Genomic DNA, 24,766 nt, shown 5'->3' with positions numbered 1-24,766 from the left:
CGGGCAGGGGCAGCGGCATGGGCAACGGGTACGACAAGGTGGCGATCGTCACGGGGGCCGACTCCGGCATCGGCAGGGCGACCGCCGTGGCACTGGCCGAGCAGGGATTCGACGTGGGCATCACCTACCACGCCGACCGCGACGGCGCCGAGGAGACCGCGCGGCAGGTGCGCGAGCTCGGCCGGGCGCCCGCCGTGCGCGGGCACGACCTCACCGATCCGGAACGCGCCGCGGGCGTCGTCGACGAGCTGGCCGACGAGCTCGGCGGGCTCGGCGCGCTGGTCAACAACGCCGGCACCGGCACCGCCGAACCACTGCTGGACATGGGGTACGACCGCTGGCGCTCGGTCGTGGCCGTCGACCTCGACGGGCCGTTCCTGTGCGCGCAGCGGGCCGCCCGCCGCATGATCGCCTCCGGCAGGGGAGGGCGCGTCGTCAACGTCACCAGCGTGCACGAGGAGCACCCGCGCGTCGGCGCGGGGCCGTACTGCGCGGCCAAGGGCGGGCTGCGGATGCTCAGCCGGGTGCTGGCCCTGGAGCTGGCCGAGTACGGCATCACGGTCAACACCGTGGCGCCGGGCGAGATCGCCACGCCGATGACCGGGCAGGAGGACCTGCCGCCGCAGCCGGGCACCCGGCCCGGCTACCCGGTGCCGAGGCCGGGCGACGCCCGCGAGGTCGCCGCCGTGATCGCCTTCCTGGTGAGCCCCGCCGCCTCGTACGTGACGGGCGCGAGCGTGTTCGTGGACGGCGGCCTCGGCCTGATGGGACCGCAGGCCGCCGGCGCGCTCGGCTCGGGCGACTGGCGCACAGGCTGAGCGCGCAGGCCGGCCGCGCCCGGACCGCTAGCCCGCCAGGCCGGCCTCCTTGGCGGCGGCGTCGATGGCCGCGAGCTCGTCGGCGGTGAAGTCCAGGCGGTCGACGGCGGCCACGTTCGCCTCCAGCTGCTCGGGGCTGGAGGCGCCCACGAGCACCGAGGTGACGCGCGGGTCGCGCAGCGCCCAGGCGAGCGCGAGCTGGGCCACCGACTGGCCGCGCGCCTGCGCCAGCCCGGCGAGCGCCCGGACGAACGCCAGCACCTGCGGCGTCACCCGGTCCGGCGTGAGGAAGCGCCCCTCGGCGGCACGCGAGTCGGCGGGGATGCCGTCGAGATAGCGGTCGGTGAGCAGCCCCTGCGCCAGCGGCGAGTAGACGACGCAGCCGACCCCGTGCTCCTCCAGCACGCCCAGCAGCGAGTCCTCGATCTCCCGGTTGAGCAGCGAGTAGGACGGCTGGTGCACCAGGAGCGGCGTGCCGAGCTCGCGCAGCAGCCGGGCCGCCTCGGCGGTGCGCTGCGGGGAGAAGTTGGACACGCCCACGTACAGCGCCCGCCCGGTCCGCACCAGGTGGTCGAGCGTCGCCACCTGCTCCTCCAGCGGGGTGTCCGGGTCGTCCCGGTGCAGGTAGAAAATGTCGACGAAGTCGAGCTCCAGCCGGGCCAGCGAGCGGTCCAGCGTGGCGAGCAGGTGCTTGCGCGTGTTGCCCTTGCCGTACGGGCCGTCCCACATGGGGTTGCCGCCCTTGGTGGTCACCACCACCTCGTCGCGCAGCGAGCGCGGCAGCAGCCGGCCGAACGCCGACTCGGCGGCGCCCAGCGGCGGGCCGTAGCGGTCGGCGATGTCGACATGCGTGATGCCCAGGTCGAAAGCCTTGTGCAGGATCGCCCGCTGCCCGTCGAGCGGCTTGCCGCCGCCGAAGTTGTGCCACAGGCCGAGCGACACGGCGGGAAGCAGGAGGCCGCTACGGCCACACCTTCTGTACGGCTGGCGTTCGTAGTCCACGGTGCACCTTCCGGCGTGATCAACAGGATGGGCGACATATCCGTCGTGCCCTGATGGATCACCGTAGCGGCATCTCCCCGGCCCGTCCTGGTCAGCCGAGCCCGATGGCCGCCCCCGGGCACACCGCCGCCGCCTCGCGGACCGCGTCGTGCTGATCCGCGCCCGGCTCGGCCTGGAGCACGACGACGATGCCGTCGTCGTCACGCTGGTCGAACACCTCCGGCGCGATCAGCACGCACTGCCCGGCGCCGCAGCACTTGTCCTCGTCGACGATGACCTTCATCCCGATCCTCCCCTTTCCGATGACCAGCGGACCGGCTACCAGCGGACCGGAACAGTGCGCAGGCCGCCGACGGCCAGCCCCTCCACCCGCTCCAGCTCCCCGGCGGGCACGGCCAGCTCCAGCGTGGGCAGCTTGCGCAGCAGCACCTCCAGCACGACCTGCAGCTCGGTGCGGGCCAGCGCCTGCCCCAGGCAGGAGTGCGCGCCCGCGCCGAACGCCAGGTGCGGGTTGGGGCTGCGGGTCAGGTCCATCTCCCCGGCGGCCTCGAAGGCGCTCTCGTCGCGGTTGGCCGCGGCCATGCTGCACACCACGGTCGTGCCGCGCGGCAGGACCGTGCCGCTGACCTCGGTCTCCTCGCCCAGGTAGCGGGGCAGGCCGAAGCCGGCGTTGGCGTCCAGGCGCAGCGTCTCCTCCACGGCCGTGCGGATCAGCTTCGGGTCGGCCAGCAGGCTCTCCCAGCGGCCGCGGTCGGCCAGCAGCATGGAGACCATCTTGCCGATCATGTTGGCGGTGGTCTCGTGCCCGGCGACCAGCAGGCCCATGCCGGTGACCACGATCTGCAGGTCGGACAGGCCGCCCTCCTCGGGGCCGCCCACCGCGATCAGCTCGCTCAGCAGGTCGTCGCCGGGCGTGGCCCGCTTGCCCGCCACCAGGTCGGACATGTACTGGAAGAACTCCGCCTGCGCGGCGTCGATCTCCTCCTTGCCGTAGCGGGTGAGGTTGAGCAGCGTGTCGGACCAGTACGAGAACCGGTCGCGGTCCTCCGCGGGCACGCCGAGCATGTCGCAGATGACGTAGACCGGCAGCGGGAAGCCGAGGCTCGCCCTGAGGTCGCCGGGCGCGCCGCCCGCGACCATCTCGTCGATCAGGCCCTCGGCGATCTCCGTCATCGACGGCCGCAGGGCCGACATCCGCTTGGCGGTGAACCACCTGCCGACCAGGCGCCGCCAGTGCTGGTGCTCCTCGCCGCCGTCGGGGATGATCGTCGCCATCTCGTTGCTGAACACGCCGCCGCCCTCGGCCGACAGCCGGGCCGCGTCGGGCGCGGTGAGCTGCCGGGTGAAGCGCGGGTCGGCCAGCACCTGCTTGACGTCGTCGTAGCGGGTCAGCAGCGTGGCGGTGTCGCCGCTGGGCAGCTTCACGTGGGCCACCGGGCACTCCTTGCGCAGCTCCGCCCACTCGGCGGGCGGGTCGAGCGCCGCGTCACTGGGGATCGGGTAGCGCAGGACCTGCTCGTTGACGCTCATGCGGCATCTCCTCTGCGGTAGTGGTTGGTCACGCGCGGACGGGTCACGCGGGAGCGAGCGGCTGGGCGGCGAGGACCTGCTGCCTCAGGACACGCGCCTGCTTGGGCATGTTCCAGCCGAGCACGCCGGTGACCCGGCCGTCCTCGCGGTAGAGGGCGGCGAAGCGGTGCTCCTCCGGGTCGCCTTCGGCGACGGTCAGCTCGGCCGCCGGTGACGGCAGCCCGTGAGCCTGGATCTTGACGTCGTACTGGTCGGTCCAGAAGGAGGGGATCGGCGTGTACGGCCGGTCCGCGCCGAGGATGTTGGCCGCCACCGCCTGGGCCTGCTCGGTGGCGTTGGTGCGGTTCTCCAGGCGCAGCCGCCTGCCGAGCCCTTCGTGCGGCCAGCAGCTCGCCCCCGGCCAGCCGGACTCCGGTGACCCGGCCCGCGGCGCCGGTCAGCTCCTCGACGGTGACGCCGGGCCGCAGCCGGACCCCGCGCTCGCCGTGGGTGCGCGCCAGCAGCGCGCCGGCCACGTCGCCGAGCTGCGCGCCGAGCGGCGTGCCGCCCATGCCGGCGAGCGTGACGTCCAGGCCGAGGGTGCGGGCGGTGGCCGCGACCTCCGCGCCGAGCACGCCGTCGCCCACGACCACCAGCCGCCGCCCGGTGGTCAGGTCGCCGCGCAGCGCGAGCGCGTCGTCCAGCGTGCGCAGCACGTGCACGCCGGCCAGCCCGTCCTGGCCCGGGAGCCGGCGCGGGGTCAGGCCGGTGGCGACGACCAGGGCGTCGGCGCGCAGCACGCGGCCGGAGGCGGTGGTGACCTCCCGGGCCGCCGCGTCCAGCGTGACGGCCGGGTCGCCGAGCGCGAACTCCGCCCCCAGCGCGTCCAGCCGCGCCTGGTCACGGAGCTGGACGCGCTCCGGCTCCCACACCCCGGCCAGGACCTGCTTCGACAGCGGCGGCCGGTCGTAGGGCAGGTGCGGGCCGGCGTCGAGCAGCGTCAGGCCGCCCTGGTAGCCGTGCCGCCGCAGCGCCTCGGCCGTGCTCAGGCCGGCCGCCGAGGCGCCGACGATCAGCACGCCGCCGGGCGGGGTCACGAGCGGCCACCCCGGGAACGTGTGCGCATGGTCGTGCTCCCTTCCGGACGCCACATTACCCTACACATGTAGGAAATCGTACACATGTAGTCAGAAGGTAGGGTGAAATGCGTGTCCACTAGCAGAAACAGCACCCCCGCGGCCGACCGGCGGGTGCGCCGGACCCACGCCGCCCTGGCGCGGGCGCTCCTCCGGCTCGTCGAGGAGCAGGACCTGTCGCGCATCAGCGTCGCCGACGTCGCCGAGCACGCCGGGGTGAGCCGCTCGACCTTCTACGACCACTACCGCGACGTGCACGAGCTGGCCGAGGCCGCCTGCACGGCGATGATCGACGACCTGATCGCCTCCCTGCCCGCCCCTTCGCCGGGCTCGCCCGACCTGGAGCGGGAGGCGGCCCTGTCGCTGGAGGCGTTCTTCGCCAGTCTCGCCGGGCACGCCGGGCTCTACCGCGGCCTGCTGGGGCCGCAGGGCAGCGCGCGCGTGGCCGACCACATCCGCCGCCGCATCACCGCGGCCGTCTATGACCGCCTGCGCGAGGGCACCGGCCTGCCCGCCCGCGCCGGGGCTCCGCTCGACGGCCGGCTCGACATCCCGCACAACGTGCCCGCCGCCTTCACCGGCGGGGCGATCATCGGGGTGGCCGCCGACTGGCTCCAGCGCGGCTGCCCGCGCTCGCCCGCCGAGATGGCCGCGCTGACGTGGCCGCTGTTCAGCGCCCTGTACGGGGCCGGCGTGCATAAGCAACTCTAGTTGCTAGGCTTGCCCGCATGGCAAGCGAAGATCCGGCCGACGCGCTGGCCGCCGTGGCCGCACTGCGCCGGCTGGCCGACCAGCTCGAGGACGCCGCCGTCGAGCAGGCGATGCGGGCCGGCTGGAGCTGGCCGCAGGTCGCCGAGGCGCTCGCCGTCACGCGCCAGGCGGTCCACAAGAAGCACGCCAAGCGGCTCATCGCCGCCGGGGTGACGCTGCGGAGGCGGGCATGAGCGAGATCGACCTCCACCTCCAGGAGGTCCTGGGGCGCGCCGAGGAGGAGGCCGCGCAGGACGGCTCGGCCACCATCGAGGCGCACCACCTGCTGCTGGCCATCGCCGCCGGCCCCGATCCGGCGCTCACCGCGGCGGGCCTGGACCACGCGGCGCTGAAGGCCGCGCTGCGCCGCGAGTTCGAGCACAGCCTGAGCGTCGCCGGGGTGTCGCTCGGCGACTTCGACCTGCCGCCCGCCACCCGCGACCCGGAGCGCCGGCTCGGCCTGGGCGCCTCGGTCAAGCTCGCCCTGGACCGGATGGCCAGGGCCCACCGCAAGAAGGACCTGCGGCCGGGCCACCTGCTGATCGCCGTCCTCCAGGCCGAGGCGGGCACGGTCCCGCGCGCCCTCGCGCTGGCGGGCGTCGACCGGGCCGCCCTGATCGACCGCGTACGGGACGGGCTCGCCGGCCGGTGAGCACGCGCCGAAAACGGCGACTCGGACACCCGTATCAGGCGCGCGCTTGAGATCGCGCCGGGCTCGATGGATCTTAGAGTCCGGCTCGTCTGAAGGGCGTCGCTACACATGCAGCCTCCACCCCCGAGCGACCCGCGCGACCCGGGCGGACGGGGCTCACTCGGCTGGCGGGACCCGCTGTTCCTGGCGTCCAGGCCCAGCGCCGAGCGGGTGCGCAGATTCGTGGCGATGCTGCTGCTTCTCCAGCGGCTCAGCTACCTGCTGCCCGCCTGTTCGAGCCTGTTCACCGCGCGGGGCCCGGTCCCCGTCCTGTCCACCGGCCGGGGGCTCGACGTGGCGCTGCTGGCCGCGGCCCTGGCGTGGAACGCGGCGCTGTTCCGCTGGGTGGCGCGGCGCGGCTGGTTCGACCCCCGGGCGGTGGTGATCGACGTGGCCGCGACCTGCGTGTTCATGATCGGGGTGACCGGGGCGTGCCTGCCCTCGTCCGGCACGTGCGTGTCCAACTGGTCCTCCCACGCGCTGCTGGCGACGGGCGCGCTGATCGGCGCGGTGTGCGAGCGGCCGGTCCAGTTCGCGGCGCTGCTGCCGCCGGTCGCGGTCTACGCGCTCGCGCACGCCGGTGACCTGGGCCAGCGCCTCCCGGCCGTGGTGGAGCTGGGCGTGCGGGTCAACAGCTACGTGTGGTTCGCGGTCATCGTCTTCTTCATCCGCCGCTACCTGGCCGCCCAGGCGACGCGGCTGGACGCCCTGGCCGAGCAGCGCTCGGTGGCCGAGGCCGAGCGGGCAGCCGAGCGGGCCAGGCTGGCGCACTACCGGCAACTGCACGACACCGTCCTGACGACGCTGACCGCGATCGCCCGCGGCGGCCTGGACCACCGTACGGAGGAGGTGCGGCGGCGGTGCGCGGCCGACGCCGCCTACGTGCGGACGCTGATCAGGCAGGACGCGATCGGTCCCGCCACCGGGCTGGGCAACGGCCTGGCCCGCGCGGTCGCCAGGGCGGCCGGGCTGGGGCTGTGCGTGCGCTACGCCGCCGAGGCGCTGCCCGGCGGCGTGCCCGACGAGGTGGGGGAGGCGATGGCGGAGGCCGGCGCGGAGGCGCTCAACAACGTGGCCAGGCACTCGGGGGAGCGCGAGGCGTGGCTGACCGCGGTCGAGGTGGACGGCGTGGTCACCGTGCGCGTCGTCGACCGGGGCACGGGCTTCGATCCCGGCCTGGTCGAGCCCGGTTACGGCCTGCGGTCGTCGGTGATGGGGCGCATGCGCGAGGTGGGCGGGCGCGCCGAGGTGATCACCGCGCCGGGCGAGGGGGTGTGCGTGGAGCTCAGGTGGCCAGACCGTCCTCCCTGACGCGGTCGGCCAGGTCCAGCTTGGTGTAGGCGGGGCGGCCCGCCTTGCGGTACTTGTCCTTGACGCGTTCGAGGTAGTTCCTGGCGGTGCCCGGCTGCACCCCGGCGCTGCGGGCCGCCGCGGTGAGCGTCATGCCGGAGGCGTAGGCGAGCAGCACCGCGCGTTCCTGCGGCGACAGGACCGGCCGGTCGCCGTCGCGGTCGGCCAGCCAGCCGAGCGCCAGCTCGGGCGAGATCGCCACCCGGTCCTCGGCCACCTCCCTGACCTTGGCGACCAGCATCCCCAGGTCGTGATCCTTGGTGAGGTAGCCGCCCGCGCCCGCGGCGATCATCTGCCTGGCCATGTCGCCCGAGGTCACGACGCTGACCACGAGCACCCGGCGGCGCAGCCGTACCAGCGTGCGCACGTTGCCGGCGGGGTCGGAGCGGTCGGCGAGCAGCAGGTCGAGCAGCACCACGTCGGCCGGCGAGCGCTCGGCGGCGAGCAGCTCGGCGACGGTCGCGGCCGATCCGATCAGCCGGACGTCGGGCACCGCGGCGAGCCAGGCGGCCAGCCCGTCGATGAGCATCCGGTCATCGTCCACGACGGAAACGGTGATCACGCCTGTCTTTCTCATATCCGGAATGTCGTGTCAAGTGCGCAGTTTTTACGTCTAGCCGTCATGAACCCGGCACCAGATCATGACGCCAAGTCCGAGAAGGGAGCAAGGATGACCGTCACCCTCGAAAGGGCCGAGGAGATCATCGCCGCCTGGAGGGCGGGCGACGAGCCGGACAGCCCGGTGGGCCCGCTGCTGCAGGGCACGTACGCCGAGTCCGAGATCACCATGACCGGGCCGGGCGCGTCCGGGAAGTGCGGCACCGCCTGCTCGGCTTCTCGCACCCGTTACTGCTGCTGAGCGGGGACGGGAGCACATGGCCGGTGAGTTCGACCCACCGCTGGACCCGCTGATCGGACCGGCTCTGGCCGACCTGGAGGCCCGGCTGGGACGGCTCACCGGCCTCGCCGGGGCCGAGCGCGCAGCCGTCCTGGCGGGCTCGGCGCGGTCCCTGGACGAAGACGTCCGCCGCAAGATCACCAGAGTGCTGGTCCTGGAGGTGAACGCCGCCCGGCTCTCCGGGCGCCTGACCGCCCCCGACCCCGCCGCCCGCTGGGAGCAGTGGAAGCGGACCGTGGCGGAACCGGCGTTCTGGCGCGGCCTGGACGGCCCGTACCCGGCCATGAAGGCCAGGCTGGCGACCGTGATCCGCAACCGCTGCGAGGCGGCCCACCGCTTCGCCGCCCGCTTCGCCCGCGACCGCGCCGCGCTGGCCGCGCTGCCCGGCGCGCCGGCCGGCGAGCTCACCCGCGTCGAGTTCGGCGCCGGAGACAGCCACCGCGGCGGGCAGACGGTCGTGCTGGCGCACGGCGAGGACGGGCGGGTGCTGTACAAGCCGCGCTCGCTGGCCGTCGACGCCGAGCTCGCCCGGCTGCTCACCCACCTCGGCGACTCCACCATGCGGGTGCCCGAGGTCGTGACCCGCGACGGGTACGGCTGGGCCGAGCACATCGGGCACCGCCACTGCGCCGACGCCGCGGAGCTGCGCGCCTTCTACCGGGGCATGGGCCACTGGCTGGCCCTCATGCGCCTGCTCGGCGGCAGCGACCTGCACGCCGAGAACCTCATCGCGGCGGGCCCGCACCCCGTGGTCGTCGACTGCGAGAGCCTGTTCACCCCGCACGCCAAGGCCCGCCCCTCCGGCTACGGCCAGGCCGTCGACCTGGCCGTCGAGCTGGTCAACGCCTCCGTCATGCGCACCGGGCTGCTCCCCGGGCGCGGCGTCGCGCTGGGCTGGCGGGGCGTCGACATGTCGGCGGCCGGGGCGCTGCCCGGCCAGCAGCCGGAGGTCGAGCTGCCGGTCGTGCTCGACGCCGGCACCGACAGCCCGAGAATGGGCACCGAACGGGTGGAGCTGCCCCCGGCGGCCAACCACCCCAGCCCCGAGCCGGTCCTCGGCCACTACTGGGACGCCATCATCGCCGGGTTCGACGAGCTCGACGAACGCCTCGCCGAGCTGGACCGGTCGGCCAAGCTGGAGCCGCTGCTGGCGGGCTTCGCCGACTGCCCGGTCCGCGCCGTGCTGCGCTCCACCGAGTCCTACGCCGAGCTGGCCCGCATGCTCTGGCATCCCGTCGCGCTGCACGACGAGGCGCCCGCCCGGGCCAGGGCCGCCGCGCTGCTGGCCAGGATGTCCGAGAACGTGCCCGGCGCCCCCGGCGACGCCGCCGTCATCGCCGCCGAGGTGGACGAGCTGTGCCAGGGCGACATCCCGCTGTTCGACACCACGCCCCGGGTGGGCGTGCTGCGCGGCCCCGGAGGCAGCCGGTGCGGGCCCGAGCTCGACCTGGTGGCCGACGCCGTGGCCCGCTGGCGGGCGCGTGACCACGCGCTGGACCGCCGGGTGGCGCAGGCGGCCCTGGTCAGCGCGTACCTGAACGAGGGCTGGATGCCGGAGGACAAGCGGCTGTCGCCCGGCCTGCTCCTCACCGACCGGCTGGAGCCCAGGCGGCGCGCGGCGGCGGCCGGCATCATGCGGGGCGTGCTGGACGCCGCCGTGCGCGGGCCCGACGGCACCGTCACCTGGATCACGCCCGTGCTCAACCCCACCGGCTGGGCGGTGCAGCCGCTGTCGGCCGACCTGTACGGCGGCGCGCACGGCGTGGCCGTCCTGCTGGCCGCCTACGTGGGCGAGGCCGCCGCCGGCCGGGCCGAGCCCGTCGACGAGCTGCCCGGCCTGCTGGCGGCTGTCCTGCGCACCGTACGCCTGACCGAGGACCGCGACGCCGCCCAGCGGCGCGCGGACATGCGGCTGCGGCCGGAACCGCCCGGCGCGTACCTCGGCATCACCTCGCAGGTGTGGGGCTGGCTGCTGCTGCGCGCGCTCGGCGCGGCCGGGGAGGAGGCGCCGGACCGCGCCCGCGCGCTGGCCGAGCTGCTGCCGGAGGCGATCGACGCCGACGACGGCTACGACCTGCTGTCCGGCATGTCCGGGGCGATCGTCCCCCTGCTGCGGCTGGCCGAGCAGACCGGGGAGCCGCGCTGGACCGCGCTGGCCGCGTCCATCGGCGAACGCCTCGCCGCCCTGGCCGAGCACCGGACCGGCGGGGCGTGCTGGCCGGGTGCGCGCTTCCCGCAGGGCCTCGGCGGGCTGGCCCACGGCGCCACCGGCATCGGCTGGGCGCTGTCCCGGCTGGCGGACACCCCCGCCGCCCCCGCCGGGACGCGCGAGCTCGCCGACGCCGCGTTCGCCTACGAGGACACCCTGTACGACCCGGACCAGCGCGGCTGGGTGGACCTGCGCGGCGACGGGTTCACCGCCGCCGCCTGGTGCCACGGCGCGGGCGGCGTCGGCATCGTCGCCGCCGACCGGCTCGCCCGCGAGGGCGGCGCCCGCTGGCGCGACCGGCTGACCCGCGCCGCCGCCTCCTGCTGGGCCGACGGCACCGGCTGGAACCACACGCTCTGCCACGGCGACCTCGGCTCCTGGGAAGTGATCGAACACGCGCGGGCCGCCGGGGTCGCGCCGGTGGACCGGGCCGTCCTGGACGCCCACATCCTGGGCAGCCTGGAGGTCAACGGCCCGGTCAGCGGCCTGGCCAGGGACGCCTTCGCGCCGGGCCTGCTGCCCGGACTCGGCGGCGTCGCCTACCAGCTCCTGCGCATGCACCCGGACTGCGCGCTGCCGTCCGTCCTGCTGCCGGACCCGGCGTGAGCGGCATGACGGCGGACGCGCAGGACGAGCTCGTCACCCCCTACTGGCACCTCGACAGCCCGGACGGGCCCCGGCACACCCTGCGCCGCCTGCCGGCGCTCGTCGCGCCCGTGCTGCGGCTCGTCTGGGAGTGCGGGCGCCGTCCCGCGCTCGCCGTCCTGGCCCTCCAGCTCGCGATCGGCGCGGCGACGGCGGGCGGCCTGCTGGCGACCACCGCCGTGCTGGACGAGCTGCTGGCCGCAGGGGCGGCCCCGGAACGCATCCTGGCCGCGCTGCCCGACCTCGTCCTCGTCGCCGTGATCGTGGCGCTGCGCGGAGCCGCCGTGGCGGGCGTCGAGCTGGCCAGGGCGCGGCTCGAACCGGCGCTGCGCCGGGCCGCGCAGGAGCGGCTGTTCGCCGCGGCGCTCGGCGTGCAACTGGCCGACCTCGACGACGTGGACTTCTTCGACGGCCTGCACCGGGCCCGCGACCGCGGGCTGTTCCACCTCGACCGCTCCGCGGGCAACCTCGTCGACCTGCTCGGCGCCGCCTGCGGGGTGACGGCCGCCGCCGCCGGGCTCGCCGTGCTGCACCCGCTGCTGGTGCCGCTGCTCGTGGCCGGGGTGATCCCGGAGGCGTGGGCGGTGCTCAGGGCCGCCAGGCGCGGCTACGCGGGCATGCGCGCGATGGTCACGCTGAACCGCCGCGTGGACCTGCTCACCTCCCTGGCCACCGAACGCGAGCCGGCGGGCGAGCTGCGCGCCTGCCAGGCCGAGCCGTCCGTGCTCGCCGAGTACCGGCAGGTGGCGGGCGTGCTGAAGGCGGAGGAGACGCGGGTCGGGCTGGCCATGGCGCGGGCCACCGCCGCCGGCCGCGCCGCCGCCGGGCTGGCCCTGGCCGGCGTGCTGGCCGCGCTCGGGCTGATGCTGCACGCCGGCTGGATCGCCACCGCCGCCGCCGGCACCGCCGTGATCGCCGTCAGGGTGGCCGCCGGGGCGCTGCGCCAGCTCACCCAGGCCGCCAACCAGCTGTTCGAGCAGTCCCTGTACGTGGCCGACTACCACGACTTCCTGGCCGACGCCGAAGCCAGGAGGCGGCCCGAGGGCGGTGTGCCCGCGCCCCGCTCACCCGCGCGCATCACCCTGCGCGACGTCGGCTTCACCTACCCGGGCGGCGCCGGGCCCGCGCTGAGCGGCATCGACCTGACCGTCCACGCCGGCCGGACGATCGCGCTCGTCGGCGAGAACGGCTCGGGCAAGACCACGCTGGCCAGGCTGCTGGCCGGGCTGTACCGGCCCACCACCGGGACCATGTGCTGGGACGGGCTCGACTGCGCCGGGCTGGACCCGCGCTCGCTGGCCGACCGGGTCGTGCTGGTGCCGCAGCACCCGGTCCGCTGGCCGCACGACGCCAGGACCAACGTCCGCATGGGCCGCCACGACCGCCCCGACCCGGGCGACCACGCCCTGCGCGAGGCCGCCTCGCTCGCTGCCGCCGACGACGTGATCGCCGGGCTGCCCTCGGGCTGGCGGACGCTGCTGTCCAAGCAGTTCCGGGGCGGTCACGAGCTGTCGGCCGGGCAGTGGCAGCGCCTGGCCGTCGCCCGGGGGCTGTTCCGCGACGGGCCGCTGCTGATCTGGGACGAGCCGACCGCGCCGCTGGACGCCAAGGCGGAGTACGCCGTCTACGAGACGCTCCGGCGGATCGCCGGCGAGCGCACGGTCGTGCTGATCACGCACCGGCTGACCAGCGTGCGGCACGCCGACCGCGTCTACCTGCTGCACCAGGGCCGCATCGCCGAGCAGGGCACCCACGAGGAGCTGCTGGCGCTGCGAGGCCGCTACGCCGAGCTGTACGCGCTCCAGACCGGCAAGCCGGCCCGCCGATGACCGCGCCGCGGCTCATCCACCCCGGCGAGCCCGGTTACCAGGCCCGCCGCAAGCCGTTCCTGGGCACGCTCGACGAGGCGCTGCCCGCCGCCGTGGCCTGCTGCGGCTCCGAGGCCGACGTGATCGGCGCGCTGGAGCTCGCGCGTGCCCGCGGCCTGCCGTTCGCGCTGCGCGGCGGCGGCCACAGCTTCGCCGAGCACTCCTCGACGACCGGCCTCCTGGTCGACCTCGGCGGGATGCGGACGATCGAGGTCGGCGACGGCACCGTGCGGGTCGGGCCCGGCGTGCGGATCGGCGAGCTGGCCCGGCGGCTGGCCGAGCACGGGCGCATGGTGCCGTGCGGCTGGTGCCCGGCTGTGGGCGTGACGGGCGCGGTCCTCGGCGGCGGCTACGGCGTCTTCTCCCGCCTGTACGGGCTCGGCGCCGACCACCTGCTGGCCGCGCGCGTCGTCCTGGCGGACGGGCGGGCCGTCGAGGCGGGCGACGACCTGCTGTGGGGGCTGCGCGGGGCGGGCGGCGGCACGTTCGGCGCCGTCACGCGGCTGACGCTGCGCACCCGCCCGATCGTCCCTGTCACCGCCGTCCAGGCGATCTGCGGTTTCGGCGACGCCGCCGCCCTCGTGGACGCCTGGCAGCACTGGGCGCCCGGCGCGCCGGACGAGGTCAACCTGGAGATCGCCGTCATCGCCGGCGACGAGCCCGAGGAGGAGCCGTACGCGGTGCTGTTCGGCGTCGTCGCCGGGCCGGAGGAGCAGGCCGCCGAGCTGGTGGCCGCCTTGGCCCCGGTGGACCGGCTCACGCTCACCCGGCTGGAGGGCGCCGCGGCCGCCTGCCACCACTCCTACGCCGACGGCGGAGCCGGAGCCGCCACGGAGCTGCCGCCCGGCGAGCGGCCCGGCCTGCGCCTGAGCAAGTCGGGCTTCCTGCCCGGCGTGCTGCCCCGGGAGGCCGTCGAGGGCCTGCTGGAACGGCTGGCCGCCGACCGGGTGTACGGCGAGATCCGAGACCTGGAGTTCGTGCCGTGGGCGGGCGCGATCGGCCGCGTCGACCCCGCCGCGACGGCCTTCGCCCACCGCACGCCGCGATTCCTGCTCAAGCAGGCCGTGCAGGTCGGCTTCCGGGCGAGCGACAGCCGCCGCCGGGACGCGCACGCCTGGCTGCGCCGCACCTGGGAGCGCATCTCCCCGTGGACGTCCGGCGTCTACCCCAACTACCCGGACCCGGACCTGGCCGACTGGGCGCGCGCCTACCACGGGGCCAACCTGCCCCGGCTGCGCGAGCTGAAGGCCGTCCACGACCCGCACGGCGTGTTCGGCTCGGCCCAGCCGCTGGGCTGACCCTGGCGCCGGTTACTCGAATGGCGTATGTTTTACCCATGCAAGTAAGAACGTTCACGGGGGAGGCCCGGCGCGCGCAGATCATCGCCGCGACCGTGGAGACCCTGAGCGAGGCCGGCTACGGCCAGACGTCGTTCGCCCGGATCGCCAAGCGGGCCGGGCTCAGCAGCACGCGGCTGATCTCCTACCATTTCGCCGGCAAGGACGAGCTGATGGCCGAGGTCGTCAGCCACGTCATCGGCAAGCTCGGCCGCCACCTGGGGGAGCGGATGGCCGGGCTGCCCGGCGCCGCCGCCCGGCTGCGCGCGTACATCACCGGGCTGGTGGAGTTCAACGCGACGCACGCCGGTGAGATGCAGGCGCTGATGACGATCTTCCTCGACTGGCGCGGTGGCGAGGGCGAGAGCCGGTCCTACGGCCCCGACGAGGAGAACGGCGTCCTCGGGCACCTGGAGGCGATCCTGCGTGACGGGCAGAGCCGGGGGGAGTTCCGGCAGTTCGACACGTTCGTCATGGCGGCGACCATCCAGCGCTCGCTCGACGGGCTGCCGTTCCTGCTGCGCACCAAGCCCGACCTCGACCTCGACGTATACGCGCGCGAGCTCGTGACGCTGTTCGACCTGGCCACCCGGAGCGGCGGGTGAGCCGGGCCCTGTCGTTCGCGCTGAACGTCGTGGTGCCGCTGGGGGTCTACTACGGGCTGCGCGCGCTCGGGGTCAGCGTCTATCTCGCGCTGCTGGTCGACGCGCTGGTCCCCGCCGTGGTCACCGCCTGGCAGTTCGCCCGGGGGCGCAGGCTGGACGGGCTCGGCCTGTTCATGGCGGGCATGATGGGCATCGCCCTGCTGGCCGCGCTGGCCGGCGGGGACGAGCGGCTGCTGCTGGCCAAGGAGGGGTTCGTCACCGCCGCCGCCGGGCTGTGGTTCCTGGCCTCGGTGTGGTGGGGGAGGCCGATGGCCTACGAGTTCACCCGGCCGCTGGTGGAGCGCAGGCTCCCGCGCGGGCCGGTGCGCGAGCCGTGGGACGTCTACTGGGAGCGGCTGCCCGCCTTCCGCCGGATCTGGCGGGTGTCCACCGTGATCTGGTCCGTCGCGCTGCTGCTCGACGCCGCGGCCCGGGTCGCGATCGCGTACACGCTGCCCGTCGACCTCGTCAGGGCGGCCGGGCTGGGGCTGTACGTGGCCATGACGCTGCTCGCCGTGCTCGCCACCAACGTCCACTACTTCGCGACCGGGCTGTTCAACGGCTGGAGCGCCCTTTACGCGCCCATCAGGGAGCGGAGCCTGCCCGTCACCGGCCCGTCGTGACGACGATCTTGCCGACCTGGGCGCCCGACTCCAGATAGCGGTGCGCCTCGGCGACGTCGGCCAGGTCGAAGACGCGGTCCACGACGGGCGCGAACGCGCCGGCGCGCAGGCCGGAGGCGACGAACGCCTCGGCGCGGCGCAGCCGGTCCGGATCGGTGGTCGTCTCGTGCACGGTGTAGGTGCGCATGTTCAGGGCGGGCATGCCGAGCGCGAACCCCGGATAGGGCGTCACCTCGCCGCTCAGCGCCCCGTACATGATCAGCGAGCCGCCCGGCGCGACCGTCCGGCCCAGCTCCAGCACGCCGGGACCGGCGACGGCGTCGAAGACGAACTCGGCGCCGCGCCCGCCGGTCAGCGCGAGCACCCGCGCGGCCACGTCCTCCTCCTCGGTGACGATCACCTCGGCCGCCCCGGCCGCGCGCAGCCGCGCCGCCTTGGCCCGCGTGCGGGTGGTCGCGACGGGCACCGCGCCGACGCGGCCGGCGACCTGGATCGCGGCCAGGCCGACGCTGCTGGAGGCCGCCGTCAGCACGACCGTGTCGCCCGCTCGCATCCCGCCGACCTCCACGAGCGCCCCGTACGCCGTCAGGTACGGCATCCACACCGCCGCGCCGCCGACCGCGTCGAGCCCGGCGGGGCGGGACAGCACCGCCGCGGCCGGGACCACCGCGCGCTCGGCGTAGACGCCGTAGTCGTTCATGGAGAACGCGGGCACCACGCTGATCTCCTGGCCGGGGACGAACCCCGTCACGCCGGCGCCGACGCCCTCGACCACGCCCGCGGCCTCGGCGCCGAGCCGGGCGGGGAACTCCTTGACCGGCTCGATGTAGTGGCCGCTGCGGAACAGCGTCTCGGCGCGGTTGAGCCCGATCGCGTCGACCCGGACCAGCAGCTCGCCGGGGCCGGGGTCGCCGGGCTCCACGTCCTCCAGCCGCAGCACCTCGGGTCCGCCGAGCTCGTGGAAGCGCACCGTCCTGGTCATCGCGCATCGTTCCTTCCGTGGTGAGGGGTTCACTCAAGCGGAAAGTACGATCGCTGTCAAACTTCGATGGTCGCCGTACTTTGCTAGGGTGGGGTGATGACGGTGGCACGGCGAACCGGGCGGGAGCGCGTCCCGCCACACCCGGACATCCGGACGATCACCCTCCAGCAGGTGCTGGAGGCCCTCGTCGACCCCGTGCGCCGCCACATCGTCAGCGAGCTCTACCGGGCCTGCGAGGACGTCAGCTGCGGCACCATCGAGCTGCCCGTCAGCAAGTCCACCGCCACCCACCACTTCAACGTGCTGCGCGAGGCCGGCCTCATCCGCCAGCACTACGTGGGCACCTCCCGGATGAACGCGCTGCGCCGCGACGAGATCGACGAGGCCTTCCCCGGTCTGCTCCAGGCGCTGGTCGGCCGCTGAAAAGCAGTGGACAGCCCCGTTACGGTGGCTGCCATGACTGTTGTGGACGTGGAGCGTTTCGTCGCCGACGGATTCGTCAAGCTGGAGGCCGCCGTGCCCCGTGAGGCCGGCGACGCGGCCAGGGCGGCGGTGTGGCACCAGATCGGCCTGTCGCCCGACGACCCCGCCGGATGGCGGCAGCCCGTGGTGTGGGCCGCCGACGTCACCGGCCAGGGGCCGTTCGGCGCGTTCGTCCGCAGCGCCCGCCTGGCCGAGGCGCTCGACGCCCTGGCCGGGCCGGGCGGCTGGAAGCCGCGCGGAGCCATCGGCAACATGCCGGTCCGCTTCCCCGGCAAGTCCGAGGTCGACGACCGGGGCTGGCACATCGACGCCTCCGTCGCCCGGCCCGACGGCTCCTGGGCGGTGTCCGGGCGGCCCGAGACGATGCTGCTGCTCACGCTGCTGTCGGAGGTGGGCGAGGACGACGCGCCGACCCGCATCCGGGTGGGCTCCCACCGTGACGCCGCCCGCGTGCTGGGCGAGCGGGTGCTCGACCCGTTCGAGGCCGGGCCGCTGCTGGACGAGGCGTCCCGCGACCGCCCGGTGGCCCGCGCGACCGGCCTGCCCGGCGACGTCTACCTCGTGCACCCGCTGACCGTGCACGCCGCCGACGAGCACCGCGGCACCCGGCCGAGGTTCATGGCCCAGGGGCCGGTCTTCCTCACCGAACCGGTCGCCCCCGGCGACGGCAACGCCCTGGCGCGCGCCGTGCGGGACTGAGTCCCGCCGCCGTCCAGCGTCCGGGCTGACAGGAACGTGTCACGGCGGACATCATGCTGGCCCGCACAATTCCGGATACGCGGCGGCCCGGACCGCACACTTGCAGTATGCAGGCGAATTCGGCGGACGAAGGGACGGCAAATGGCACAGGTGAATTGGCCCCCGCGACGGCGGGAATTCGTCAACCACGCGGGCGGAAAACGCCCGCACATTACACTGGTTTCGGATGAGCCGGGAATTCGCGGGCTGTTCCGCTACCGGCCCGAGGCGGCGGCGCCGCTCACGCAGTTGTCGGAGGTGCTCCTCTCCGGCGACGACACCCTGGACCGCGCCGAACGTGAGCTGATCGCGGCGTACGTGTCGTCACTGAACCGGTGCCGGTTCTGCTTCCACACCCACGCGGCGTTCGCCGCGGTCCGGCTGCCCGAGGGCATGAAGCTGGTCGACGCGGTGCGGGCCGACCCGGACACGGCGCCGATCTCCGCCAGGCTGCGGGCGCTGCTCGCGATCGCGGCGGCGGTGCAGCGCGGCGGGCAGCAGGTCGGCGCCGACCTGGTCGAGGCCGCCAGGGCCGAGGGGGCCTCGGACCTGGCGATCCACGACACGGTGCTGATCGCCGCGGCGTTCTGCATGTACAACCGCTACGTCGACGGGCTGGCCACGCTGGCCTGCGACGATCCGGAGCACTACGCGGCCAGGGCCCGCCTGACCAGCGGCTACGTGGCCGTCTGGCGCAAGGAGCTGGCCGAGAGCGCGTGATCAGGAGGCGAAGAACGCGTCCACGGCGCCAGGGTCGTCCGGGTAGCTCCACCGCTCGCTGATCCTGCCGCCGGTGACGCGGTAGACCTGCAGGCCGGTGTCCTCCAGGACCCGGCCCTCGCGCTCGGCGTAGACGCTCAGCATCGCCGCGACGTGGTCGTCGCCCACCAGGTACGTGCGCGGCTCCATCCGCAACGTGTCGCCGGTGCTCTGGGCGAGACGCTTGAGATAGCCCAGCACCTCGTCCTTGCCCCGGTAGTCGCGGGCCAGCGAGCCCTGGCCGGGCACGTGGAAGACCACGTCGTCGGCGAGAAGTTCGTCGCGCAGGTAATCCCAGTTGCCCTTCGCCATCGCGTCGTAGCTGTTAGCGGCGACGGTGATGTTCGGGTGATCGGCCATGACGCACTCTCCGGTCGTTAAACGGGGTTCACGTGGCGTGCGTGACATTACGCCGGGCGGTAACGCCCGACAACCCTTGTCCCGCCGCCGGGAAACAAATGGGGCCGGCGACCGGAAAAGAGGCGTTGACAGGCGCGCATTACACAACGATCATGCAGGTGCCCGGTCGTCCGAAGGAGTTGTGTCTTGCCCCACGTCACCATCGATTCCGGCGTGCCGGGCATCCGCGGCCTGTTCGCGTTCCGGCCCGAGACGGCCCGGCCGCTGAACGCGCTGGCGGAGGTCCTGCTGCGCGGCGAGAGCACGCTGACCCGCGGCGAGCGCGAGCTGATCGCCGCCTACGTGTCAGGGCTCAACGCGTGCTCCTACTGCACCGCCTCCCACTCCGCGTTCGCCGCCGCGCAACTGCCCGAGGGCGCGGACCTCGTCGCCGCGGTCCACGCCGACGCCGCGAGCGCGCCGGTCACGCCGAAGCTCCGCGCGCTGCTGGCCATCGCCGCCGCCGTGCAGCGCGGCGGCAGGAACGTCACCGGCGAGCTCGTCGCCGCCGCCGAGGCCGAGGGCGCCACCGAGGTGGAGATCCACGACACCGTGCTGATCGCCGCCGCGTTCTGCATGTTCAACCGCTACGTCGACGGCCTGGCCACCGACACGCCGGACGACGACTCCTTCTACGCCGCCTCCGCCGAGCGCATCGTCGAGCGGGGCTACACGAGCGTCGCCGATGGATGATGAACGGCACCGCTACGTGATCATCGGAGCCGGTCCCGCCGGGCTCCAGCTCAGCTACTTCCTCCAGCGCGCCGGCGCCGACTACCTCACCCTCGAACGCGAGCACGCGCCCGGCGGCTTCTTCCGCCGCTACCCCCGCCACCGGCGGCTCATCTCGCTCAACAAGGTCAACACCGGCGAGAAGGAACGCGAGATCCAGCTCCGCTGGGACTGGAACTCGCTGCTCTGCGACGACGGCCCCGACCTGCGCTTCGACGCCTACTCGCGCGAATACTTCCCGCACGCCGACGACCTGGTCCGCTACCTCGGCGACTTCCACGCCCTCCACGGGCTGAACGTCCGCTTCGACACGCCGGTGACCCGCGTCGGCAAGCGCGACGGGCTGTTCGAGGTGCACGCCGGAGACCGCGTGGTGCGCGCCGAGTGCGTGATCGTCGCCTCCGGCTGGAGCGGCCCGTACGTGCCCGACATCCCGGGCATCGAGCTCGCGACTGGCTACGAGGACGTGCCGACGGCGGGCGAGGAGTTCACCGGCCGCCGCGTCCTGATCATCGGCAAGGGCAACGCCGCGTTCGAGACCGCGATGGCGCTGCTGCCGCACGCGTCCGTCATCCACCTGGCCAGCCCCAGCCCGGTCCGGCTCGCCTGGACCACCAAGCACCCCGGCCACGTGCGCGGCCAGTACGGGGCGCTGCTGGACAGCTACTGGTTCAAGACGCTGCACGCCGTGCTGGAATGCACCGTCGACAAGCTCGAACGGCACGGCGAGGGCGTGCGCGCCTCCATCACCTACACGCTGGCCGACGGCGAGCGGGCCGAGCTCGACTACGACGCGGTGCTGCGCTGCACCGGCTTCGTCATGGACACCGGCCTGTTCGCCGAGGAGTGCCGGCCGGAGATGGCGCCCGGCGGGCGGCTGCCGGCCATCCGGCCCGACTTCCGCTCGGCCAACGTCGACGGCCTGTACTTCGCGGGCACGCTGATGCAGGCGCGCGACTTCAAGCGGGCCTCGTCGGCGTTCGTCGACGGCTTCCGCTACAACCTGCGCGTGCTGGCCGCGCTGCTCGGCGAGCGCTACGACGGCGTCCCCCTGCCCGAGGGCGCGGTGCCCGCCGAGGCCGAGGCGCTGACGCGGTCGATGCTGGCGCGGGTCAACCACAGCTCCGCGCTGTGGACGCAGTTCGAGTACCTGTGCGACGCCTACGTCGTCGACGGCGGCGTACGGCACTACCGGGACCTGCCGGAGGACTACGCGGTCGAGCGGTTCGGCGGCGGGCTGACGTTCACGGTCACGCTGCGGTGGGGCCGGCGCGACTACGCCGACGTGTTCGCCATCCGCCGCCACCCGGAGCCGGAGCGGGCCGAGGAGTGCGCGTTCCTGCACCCGGTCGTCCGGGCCTGGCGCGGCGGCGAGCTGCTGGCCGAGCGGCACCTGCTGGAGGACCTGCAGGCCCGCTGGGACGACCCGGTCCGGCACGCCGAGCCGCTGCGCGCGTTCCTGGCCCGCTGGCTGCCCGGCTGAGCCCGGCCGGTCAGCGGGTGAAGCGGGCGACCAGGTCGTCCACCACGTCCGTCAGCAGGCCGCGCCGTGCGAAGGCGGCGCGCTGGCGGGCCGCGCCGCTGCCCGACGCGCGCAGCCGCCGCCACAGCTCCTGGACCGCCTCCAGGTCGCCGCTGGCGGCCAGCGCGGGCCGGACCAGCTCCAGCAGTTCGGCCACCAGCTCGGTGGCGGGACGCGGCACGCCGGTGAACGGGTCGACCGAGTGGCCCTCCAGCCCGTCGCGGGCGCTGCGCCAGTAGGCCACGCGCAGCAGCGGCTCGGCCGGCCGGGGACCGGGGTCGCCGTCGCGCGCCCGCTTCGCGCACACCGTCACCAGCGCCCGGACGAGCAGCGCCAGCAGCGTCGCCTCGGCCGTCGAGGCGGGCACGTCGCCGACGCGCACCTCCACGGTCGGCAGGCGGGCCGACGGGCGGGCGTCCCAGAACAGGGTGCCGGGGTCGACCACCGCCTCGGACGCGGTCAGCGCCGCCACCAGCCGGTCGTGCTCGGCGGCGCTCGCGCAGTAGGGCGGCGGCCCGGCCACCGGCCACTTGCCCCAGGCCAGCACCCGCCAGGCGGCGTAGCCGGTGTCGCGGCCCTCCCAGAACGGCGAGTTGGCCATCAGCGCGATCAGCGCGGGCAGCCAGGGCCGCAGGTGGTTGCAGACGAGCACGGCCAGCTCGCGGTCGGGCAGGTGCACGTGCACGTGCCCGGCGCAGATGCTCTGCTCGTCGTGCAGCGCCCGGTAGGCGGCGATGCCCTGGTCGTAGCGGGCGCCCTCGGTGATGGGCGGCGGCACCGCGCCGGGCAGGACGGGCGTCCCCGACGCGATCACGGCCAGCCCTTCGGCGCGGGCCGCGGCGGCCACCGCCCGGCGCATGCCCGCGAGCTGGCCGCCCAGCTCCGCCACGCCCGCGCACGGAGCCGTCTTGGCCTCCACCTGGAAGCGGGTGATCTCCGCGCCGACGCGGTCGCCGAGCTCGGCGGCGGCCCGCTCGACGACGGCCCGCGCCCGCGGGGCGACCGCCCGCGTGGCCGGGTCGACGAGCAGATACTCCTCCTCGACCCCCATGAGCGGGGTGACGGCGTCGAAGGGGAGGTCGAGCGTGGTCTCTGCGGTCGCGGTCATCTCATCTCCGGCTCACGGGCGGACTTCCTCCCGATCATGCTGCCGTAACCGTCACCCGGCCGCGAGGACCTTCGCCAGGTTCAGGGGTAGCGTGCGTGGCCCGGCCCAGGGAGGCCGGCGTCGCTATCCGGCGTCCTCGCTCGGGAACAGGATCGGGCTGAGCAGGTAGCGGGACCGGCCGGGGCCCGGCTCGTTGGCCAGCTTGGGCGCGATCGCCGCGCGCAGCCCGGTGATCAGCTCGTCGAGCTCCTCGGGGCTGAGCCAGACGGCGTGCTGCCGGTAGCCGACCAGGTCCGCGAGCGGGTCGGCGTGCTCACGGTCGAGGTAGGCGTTGAACTCGGCGAGCAGGATCGCCATCGCCGTGGCGAAGCCGCGCCGGTGGTCGTCGGGCGTCAGCGTCCGCATCAGCTCGGCGTCGATCACCGCCCGGTCCTGCCGCAGCCGGTAGCGGCGCTCGACCGCGCCGCGCACCCGCTGCTCGCCGGCCACCTCCAGGACCCCGCCGGCCGCCAGGAGGTCGACGTGCCGGTACACGGTGGCCTTGGAGACGTCGGGGATCAGGCCGCACAGCTCGGTCGTGGTCAGCGTCCGCCCGCCGCGCATGGCGTGCACGACGCGCAGCCGTACGGGGTGGCCCAGGAGCTCCAGCGTGTTCACACCCGTACGATCTCATGTCGTGCTACCGTTCTCAAACTATGAGAATGTTAACAGGGGCGGAGACGACCGCCCGGACGGTCGCCGAGCTCGCACACGCGGGACGGTTCGCGGAGCTCGAGCGGCTGTTCGCGGCGCCGCTGCGCAAGCTGATCGACGCCGGGGCGGTGCGCGCGGCCTGGACGGGCGCGATCGCCGAGCGGGGGCCGGTCACCGGCATCGGCGAGCCCGCGACCGAGCAGGCCGGGCCGGGTCCGGCCCGCGTGAGCGTCCCGGTCACCGGCGAGGGCGGCGGGCTCGCCGTCGTGGTCGCCGTCGACGCCGACGGCCTGCTGCACGACCTGCGGCTCACCGCGCTCACCCCGCCCTGGGAGCCGCCGCCGTACGCCGACCCGGCGGCGTTCGCCGAACGCGACGTCGTGATCGGCGACGGGCCCCTGGCCGTCCCCGGCACGCTGACCCTCCCGCGCGGGCCCGGCCCGGCGAGCCTGCCGAGCGGGCCCCGCCCGCGTCCGGGCGTCGTCCTGCTCAGCGGGGGAGGGCCGTTCGACCGCGACGCCACCAGCGGGGCCAACAAGCCGCTCAAGGACCTGGCCTGGGGGCTCGCCACGCGCGGGATCGCGGTCGCCAGGTTCGACAAGGCCACCCACGTCCACGCCGCCGCCGAGCTCACGATGACCGGCGAGTACGTGCCGTACGCGACCGCCGCCGTCCGCCTGCTGCGGGACGAGCCGGGCGTCGACCCGGACCGCGTGTTCGTCCTCGGCCACAGCATGGGCGGCAAGGTCGCCCCGCGCGTCGCCGAGGCGGAGCCGGCCGTCGCCGGCCTGGTGATCATGGCCGGTGACACGCAGCCCATGCACGAGGCCGCCGTCCGCGTCGTCCGGCACCTCGCGTCGCTGGACCCGGGGCCGGACATGGACGCCGCCGTCGAGATGATCACCCGGCAGGCCGAGGCGGTCGCCGACCCGGCCCTGTCGCCCTCGGCCCCGGCGCGGTCGCTGCTGTTCGGCCTGCCCGCGCCGTACTGGCTGGAGCTGCGCGGCTACGACCCCGTCGCGACGGCGGCGGCGCTGGAGCGGCCCATGCTCATCCTCCAGGGCGGCCGCGACTACCAGGTGACCGTCGAGCACGACCTGGCGGGCTGGCGCGCCGGGCTCGGCCACCGGCCCGACGTCACGATCCGCGTCTTCGACGCCGACGACCACCTGTTCTTCCCCGGCACGGGCCCGTCGACCCCGGCCGGGTACGAGCCCGCGCAGCACGTGGACCCGGCCGTGGTCGCCGACGTCGCGGCCTGGATCGGAGGCTGATCGGGGGAGGCGCCGGCCGGGTGACGCGGGCGTGAGCCGACTCCGGGCAGGGTCGTTGCGGATAATCCGGATGGGGACGATTGGCTAGGCTGGTGGCATGACCGCAATGGCGCCCGGCCGCACTGAGCCCGACCTGTCGTTCCTGCTCGACCACACCAGCCACGTGCTGCGGACGAGGATGGCCGCCGCGCTGGCCGAGATCGGCCTGACGGCGCGGATGCACTGCGTGCTCGTCCACGCCCTGGAGGAGGAGCGCACGCAGATCCAGCTCGCCGAGCTCGGCGACATGGACAAGACGACGATGGTGGTCACCGTCGACGCCCTGGAGAAGGCCGGGCTGGCCGAGCGCCGCCCGTCGAGCACCGACCGGCGGGCGCGCATCATCGCGGTCACCGAGAAGGGCGCCGAGATCGCCCGGCGCAGCCAGGAGATCGTCGACGGCGTGCACCGGGAGGCGCTGCACGCCCTGCCGGAGGCGGAGCGCGAGACGCTCCTTGCGGCGATGCGGCGGCTGGCCGAGGGCCACCTGTCCACCCCGGTCGAGGTCGCGCCGGGCGCGCGCCGGGCCCGCCAGTCCCAGAAATAGGTCCGACGGG

General features: G+C 74.8%; 27 protein-coding genes and 1 pseudogene. 18 read left to right on the top strand and 10 right to left on the bottom strand.

Annotated elements, in window-relative coordinates; all coding sequences use genetic code 11:
* The first annotated feature begins 17 nt into the window (after positions 1-17).
* On the top strand, positions 18-818 hold the full coding sequence (locus AB0J53_RS42980) for an SDR family oxidoreductase (protein WP_364183554.1): 801 nt from the start codon (positions 18-20) through the stop codon (positions 816-818).
* Between the two features lie 27 nt (positions 819-845).
* On the opposite strand, the gene AB0J53_RS42975 is transcribed toward AB0J53_RS42980, so the two are convergent.
* The 5 genes and pseudogenes from AB0J53_RS42975 to AB0J53_RS42955 form a co-directional block, all read right to left on the bottom strand.
* Entirely contained in the window at positions 846-1,820 is a 975-nt protein-coding gene (locus AB0J53_RS42975; RefSeq protein ID WP_364183553.1) for an aldo/keto reductase, read from the bottom strand.
* A gap of 91 nt (positions 1,821-1,911) precedes the next feature.
* Complete coding sequence (locus tag AB0J53_RS42970; protein WP_364183551.1) at positions 1,912-2,103, bottom strand: ferredoxin; 192 nt, start codon at positions 2,101-2,103, stop codon at positions 1,912-1,914.
* A gap of 35 nt (positions 2,104-2,138) precedes the next feature.
* A complete protein-coding gene (locus AB0J53_RS42965) occupies positions 2,139-3,350 on the bottom strand; it encodes a cytochrome P450 (protein WP_364183548.1) in 1,212 nt (403 codons plus the stop codon).
* Between the two features lie 43 nt (positions 3,351-3,393).
* Complete coding sequence (locus AB0J53_RS42960) at positions 3,394-3,663, bottom strand: oxidoreductase C-terminal domain-containing protein (protein ID WP_364183545.1); 270 nt, start codon at positions 3,661-3,663, stop codon at positions 3,394-3,396.
* A gap of 124 nt (positions 3,664-3,787) precedes the next feature.
* A pseudogene (locus tag AB0J53_RS42955) lies at positions 3,788-4,408 on the bottom strand (FAD-dependent oxidoreductase); the annotation flags it as partial.
* A gap of 129 nt (positions 4,409-4,537) precedes the next feature.
* On the opposite strand from AB0J53_RS42955, the gene AB0J53_RS42950 reads away from it, so the two are divergent.
* The 4 genes from AB0J53_RS42950 to AB0J53_RS42935 all read left to right on the top strand — a co-directional run bounded on the left by AB0J53_RS42950 (position 4,538) and on the right by AB0J53_RS42935 (position 7,217).
* Positions 4,538-5,176, top strand: coding sequence for a TetR/AcrR family transcriptional regulator (locus AB0J53_RS42950; protein WP_364183542.1), 639 nt, complete (start codon positions 4,538-4,540; stop codon positions 5,174-5,176).
* A 17-nt stretch (positions 5,177-5,193) separates the two neighbouring features.
* Positions 5,194-5,409, top strand: coding sequence for a hypothetical protein (locus tag AB0J53_RS42945; protein ID WP_219508642.1), 216 nt, complete (start codon positions 5,194-5,196; stop codon positions 5,407-5,409).
* Positions 5,406-5,867: a Clp protease N-terminal domain-containing protein gene (locus AB0J53_RS42940; protein ID WP_219508643.1), complete on the top strand. Its 462-nt coding sequence runs from the start codon at positions 5,406-5,408 to the stop codon at positions 5,865-5,867. Before AB0J53_RS42945 ends, AB0J53_RS42940 begins: the two co-directional genes overlap by 4 nt.
* Before the next feature lie 108 nt (positions 5,868-5,975).
* Complete coding sequence (locus AB0J53_RS42935; protein WP_364183539.1) at positions 5,976-7,217, top strand: ATP-binding protein; 1,242 nt, start codon at positions 5,976-5,978, stop codon at positions 7,215-7,217.
* On the opposite strand, the gene AB0J53_RS42930 is transcribed toward AB0J53_RS42935, so the two are convergent.
* The gene (locus AB0J53_RS42930) at positions 7,192-7,800 is read right to left on the bottom strand and encodes a hypothetical protein (RefSeq protein ID WP_364183537.1); all 609 of its coding nucleotides are present in this window, start codon (positions 7,798-7,800) and stop codon (positions 7,192-7,194) included. The two genes, AB0J53_RS42935 and AB0J53_RS42930, sit on opposite strands and share 26 nt — an antisense overlap.
* A gap of 126 nt (positions 7,801-7,926) precedes the next feature.
* Between AB0J53_RS42930 and AB0J53_RS42925 the strand changes: the two genes are divergently transcribed.
* Genes AB0J53_RS42925 through AB0J53_RS42900 form a run of 6 tightly spaced genes read left to right on the top strand, consistent with a single transcriptional unit; the run spans position 7,927 to position 15,480 of the window.
* On the top strand, positions 7,927-8,115 hold the full coding sequence (locus tag AB0J53_RS42925) for a DUF6229 family protein (RefSeq protein ID WP_219508646.1): 189 nt from the start codon (positions 7,927-7,929) through the stop codon (positions 8,113-8,115).
* Positions 8,116-8,131: 16 nt separating this feature from the next.
* Positions 8,132-10,969, top strand: a complete 2,838-nt coding sequence (locus AB0J53_RS42920; protein WP_364183534.1) for a type 2 lanthipeptide synthetase LanM family protein — start codon at positions 8,132-8,134, stop codon at positions 10,967-10,969.
* A 5-nt stretch (positions 10,970-10,974) separates the two neighbouring features.
* Positions 10,975-12,837 carry an ATP-binding cassette domain-containing protein gene (locus tag AB0J53_RS42915; RefSeq protein ID WP_364183582.1) on the top strand — a complete coding sequence of 621 codons (1,863 nt, stop codon included), beginning with the start codon at positions 10,975-10,977 and terminating at the stop codon, positions 12,835-12,837.
* The gene (locus AB0J53_RS42910) at positions 12,834-14,174 is read left to right on the top strand and encodes an FAD-binding oxidoreductase (protein ID WP_364183531.1); all 1,341 of its coding nucleotides are present in this window, start codon (positions 12,834-12,836) and stop codon (positions 14,172-14,174) included. Before AB0J53_RS42915 ends, AB0J53_RS42910 begins: the two co-directional genes overlap by 4 nt.
* 38 nt (positions 14,175-14,212) lie before the next feature.
* Positions 14,213-14,818 carry a TetR/AcrR family transcriptional regulator gene (locus AB0J53_RS42905; RefSeq protein WP_364183528.1) on the top strand — a complete coding sequence of 202 codons (606 nt, stop codon included), beginning with the start codon at positions 14,213-14,215 and terminating at the stop codon, positions 14,816-14,818.
* On the top strand, positions 14,815-15,480 hold the full coding sequence (locus AB0J53_RS42900; protein ID WP_364183525.1) for a VC0807 family protein: 666 nt from the start codon (positions 14,815-14,817) through the stop codon (positions 15,478-15,480). The genes AB0J53_RS42905 and AB0J53_RS42900 overlap by 4 nt, the downstream gene beginning before the upstream one ends.
* On the opposite strand, the gene AB0J53_RS42895 is transcribed toward AB0J53_RS42900, so the two are convergent.
* Positions 15,464-16,462, bottom strand: a complete 999-nt coding sequence (locus AB0J53_RS42895; RefSeq protein WP_364183522.1) for a zinc-dependent alcohol dehydrogenase family protein — start codon at positions 16,460-16,462, stop codon at positions 15,464-15,466. The genes AB0J53_RS42900 and AB0J53_RS42895 overlap by 17 nt on opposite strands.
* 96 nt (positions 16,463-16,558) lie before the next feature.
* Between AB0J53_RS42895 and AB0J53_RS42890 the strand changes: the two genes are divergently transcribed.
* The 3 genes from AB0J53_RS42890 (at position 16,559) to AB0J53_RS42880 (ending at position 18,403) form a co-directional block, all read left to right on the top strand.
* Entirely contained in the window at positions 16,559-16,885 is a 327-nt protein-coding gene (locus tag AB0J53_RS42890) for a helix-turn-helix transcriptional regulator (RefSeq protein ID WP_219508653.1), read from the top strand.
* Positions 16,886-16,918: 33 nt separating this feature from the next.
* Positions 16,919-17,644, top strand: a complete 726-nt coding sequence (locus AB0J53_RS42885) for a phytanoyl-CoA dioxygenase family protein (RefSeq protein ID WP_364183519.1) — start codon at positions 16,919-16,921, stop codon at positions 17,642-17,644.
* A 150-nt stretch (positions 17,645-17,794) separates the two neighbouring features.
* A complete protein-coding gene (locus AB0J53_RS42880; RefSeq protein WP_364183579.1) occupies positions 17,795-18,403 on the top strand; it encodes a carboxymuconolactone decarboxylase family protein in 609 nt (202 codons plus the stop codon).
* On the opposite strand, the gene AB0J53_RS42875 is transcribed toward AB0J53_RS42880, so the two are convergent.
* Positions 18,404-18,802, bottom strand: coding sequence for a nuclear transport factor 2 family protein (locus AB0J53_RS42875; protein WP_364183516.1), 399 nt, complete (start codon positions 18,800-18,802; stop codon positions 18,404-18,406). It lies immediately after the preceding gene.
* A 186-nt stretch (positions 18,803-18,988) separates the two neighbouring features.
* On the opposite strand from AB0J53_RS42875, the gene AB0J53_RS42870 reads away from it, so the two are divergent.
* Entirely contained in the window at positions 18,989-19,534 is a 546-nt protein-coding gene (locus tag AB0J53_RS42870) for a peroxidase-related enzyme (RefSeq protein ID WP_364183513.1), read from the top strand.
* Positions 19,527-21,056, top strand: a complete 1,530-nt coding sequence (locus AB0J53_RS42865; RefSeq protein ID WP_364183510.1) for an NAD(P)-binding domain-containing protein — start codon at positions 19,527-19,529, stop codon at positions 21,054-21,056. Before AB0J53_RS42870 ends, AB0J53_RS42865 begins: the two co-directional genes overlap by 8 nt.
* A gap of 10 nt (positions 21,057-21,066) precedes the next feature.
* On the opposite strand, the gene AB0J53_RS42860 is transcribed toward AB0J53_RS42865, so the two are convergent.
* Together AB0J53_RS42860 and AB0J53_RS42855 are read right to left on the bottom strand one after the other, a co-directional pair.
* A complete protein-coding gene (locus tag AB0J53_RS42860) occupies positions 21,067-22,203 on the bottom strand; it encodes a glutamate--cysteine ligase (RefSeq protein ID WP_364183508.1) in 1,137 nt (378 codons plus the stop codon).
* A 123-nt stretch (positions 22,204-22,326) separates the two neighbouring features.
* A complete protein-coding gene (locus AB0J53_RS42855; RefSeq protein ID WP_364183506.1) occupies positions 22,327-22,860 on the bottom strand; it encodes a helix-turn-helix domain-containing protein in 534 nt (177 codons plus the stop codon).
* A 38-nt stretch (positions 22,861-22,898) separates the two neighbouring features.
* On the opposite strand from AB0J53_RS42855, the gene AB0J53_RS42850 reads away from it, so the two are divergent.
* Together AB0J53_RS42850 and AB0J53_RS42845 are read left to right on the top strand one after the other, a co-directional pair.
* Positions 22,899-24,170, top strand: a complete 1,272-nt coding sequence (locus AB0J53_RS42850) for an alpha/beta hydrolase (protein ID WP_364183504.1) — start codon at positions 22,899-22,901, stop codon at positions 24,168-24,170.
* Positions 24,171-24,267: 97 nt separating this feature from the next.
* Positions 24,268-24,756, top strand: coding sequence for a MarR family winged helix-turn-helix transcriptional regulator (locus tag AB0J53_RS42845; protein ID WP_364183501.1), 489 nt, complete (start codon positions 24,268-24,270; stop codon positions 24,754-24,756).
* Positions 24,757-24,766 lie beyond the last annotated feature (10 nt).

The sequence above is a fragment of the Nonomuraea sp. NPDC049725 genome (assembly GCF_040674795.1).
Lineage (GTDB): Bacteria > Actinomycetota > Actinomycetes > Streptosporangiales > Streptosporangiaceae > Nonomuraea > Nonomuraea ceibae.
Note: the sequence above shows the minus strand (reverse complement) of the source record. Positions and strands in the feature narration are given on the sequence as shown.

Excerpts from the sequence above, each read along its gene's own strand:
- AB0J53_RS42980 (WP_364183554.1), top strand. The coding sequence starts at position 18 with ATGGGCAACGGGTACGACAAGGTGGCGATCGTCACGGGGGCCGACTCC.
- AB0J53_RS42970 (WP_364183551.1), bottom strand. The coding sequence starts at position 2,103 with ATGAAGGTCATCGTCGACGAGGACAAGTGCTGCGGCGCCGGGCAGTGC.
- AB0J53_RS42965 (WP_364183548.1), bottom strand. The coding sequence starts at position 3,350 with ATGAGCGTCAACGAGCAGGTCCTGCGCTACCCGATCCCCAGTGACGCG.
- AB0J53_RS42945 (WP_219508642.1), top strand. The coding sequence starts at position 5,194 with ATGGCAAGCGAAGATCCGGCCGACGCGCTGGCCGCCGTGGCCGCACTG.
- AB0J53_RS42940 (WP_219508643.1), top strand. The coding sequence starts at position 5,406 with ATGAGCGAGATCGACCTCCACCTCCAGGAGGTCCTGGGGCGCGCCGAG.
- AB0J53_RS42935 (WP_364183539.1), top strand. The coding sequence starts at position 5,976 with ATGCAGCCTCCACCCCCGAGCGACCCGCGCGACCCGGGCGGACGGGGC.
- AB0J53_RS42925 (WP_219508646.1), top strand. The coding sequence starts at position 7,927 with ATGACCGTCACCCTCGAAAGGGCCGAGGAGATCATCGCCGCCTGGAGG.
- AB0J53_RS42920 (WP_364183534.1), top strand. The coding sequence starts at position 8,132 with ATGGCCGGTGAGTTCGACCCACCGCTGGACCCGCTGATCGGACCGGCT.
- AB0J53_RS42915 (WP_364183582.1), top strand. The coding sequence starts at position 10,975 with ATGACGGCGGACGCGCAGGACGAGCTCGTCACCCCCTACTGGCACCTC.
- AB0J53_RS42910 (WP_364183531.1), top strand. The coding sequence starts at position 12,834 with ATGACCGCGCCGCGGCTCATCCACCCCGGCGAGCCCGGTTACCAGGCC.
- AB0J53_RS42905 (WP_364183528.1), top strand. The coding sequence starts at position 14,213 with ATGCAAGTAAGAACGTTCACGGGGGAGGCCCGGCGCGCGCAGATCATC.
- AB0J53_RS42895 (WP_364183522.1), bottom strand. The coding sequence starts at position 16,462 with ATGACCAGGACGGTGCGCTTCCACGAGCTCGGCGGACCCGAGGTGCTG.
- AB0J53_RS42890 (WP_219508653.1), top strand. The coding sequence starts at position 16,559 with ATGACGGTGGCACGGCGAACCGGGCGGGAGCGCGTCCCGCCACACCCG.
- AB0J53_RS42885 (WP_364183519.1), top strand. The coding sequence starts at position 16,919 with ATGACTGTTGTGGACGTGGAGCGTTTCGTCGCCGACGGATTCGTCAAG.
- AB0J53_RS42875 (WP_364183516.1), bottom strand. The coding sequence starts at position 18,802 with ATGGCCGATCACCCGAACATCACCGTCGCCGCTAACAGCTACGACGCG.
- AB0J53_RS42865 (WP_364183510.1), top strand. The coding sequence starts at position 19,527 with ATGGATGATGAACGGCACCGCTACGTGATCATCGGAGCCGGTCCCGCC.
- AB0J53_RS42860 (WP_364183508.1), bottom strand. The coding sequence starts at position 22,203 with ATGACCGCGACCGCAGAGACCACGCTCGACCTCCCCTTCGACGCCGTC.
- AB0J53_RS42850 (WP_364183504.1), top strand. The coding sequence starts at position 22,899 with ATGAGAATGTTAACAGGGGCGGAGACGACCGCCCGGACGGTCGCCGAG.
- AB0J53_RS42845 (WP_364183501.1), top strand. The coding sequence starts at position 24,268 with ATGACCGCAATGGCGCCCGGCCGCACTGAGCCCGACCTGTCGTTCCTG.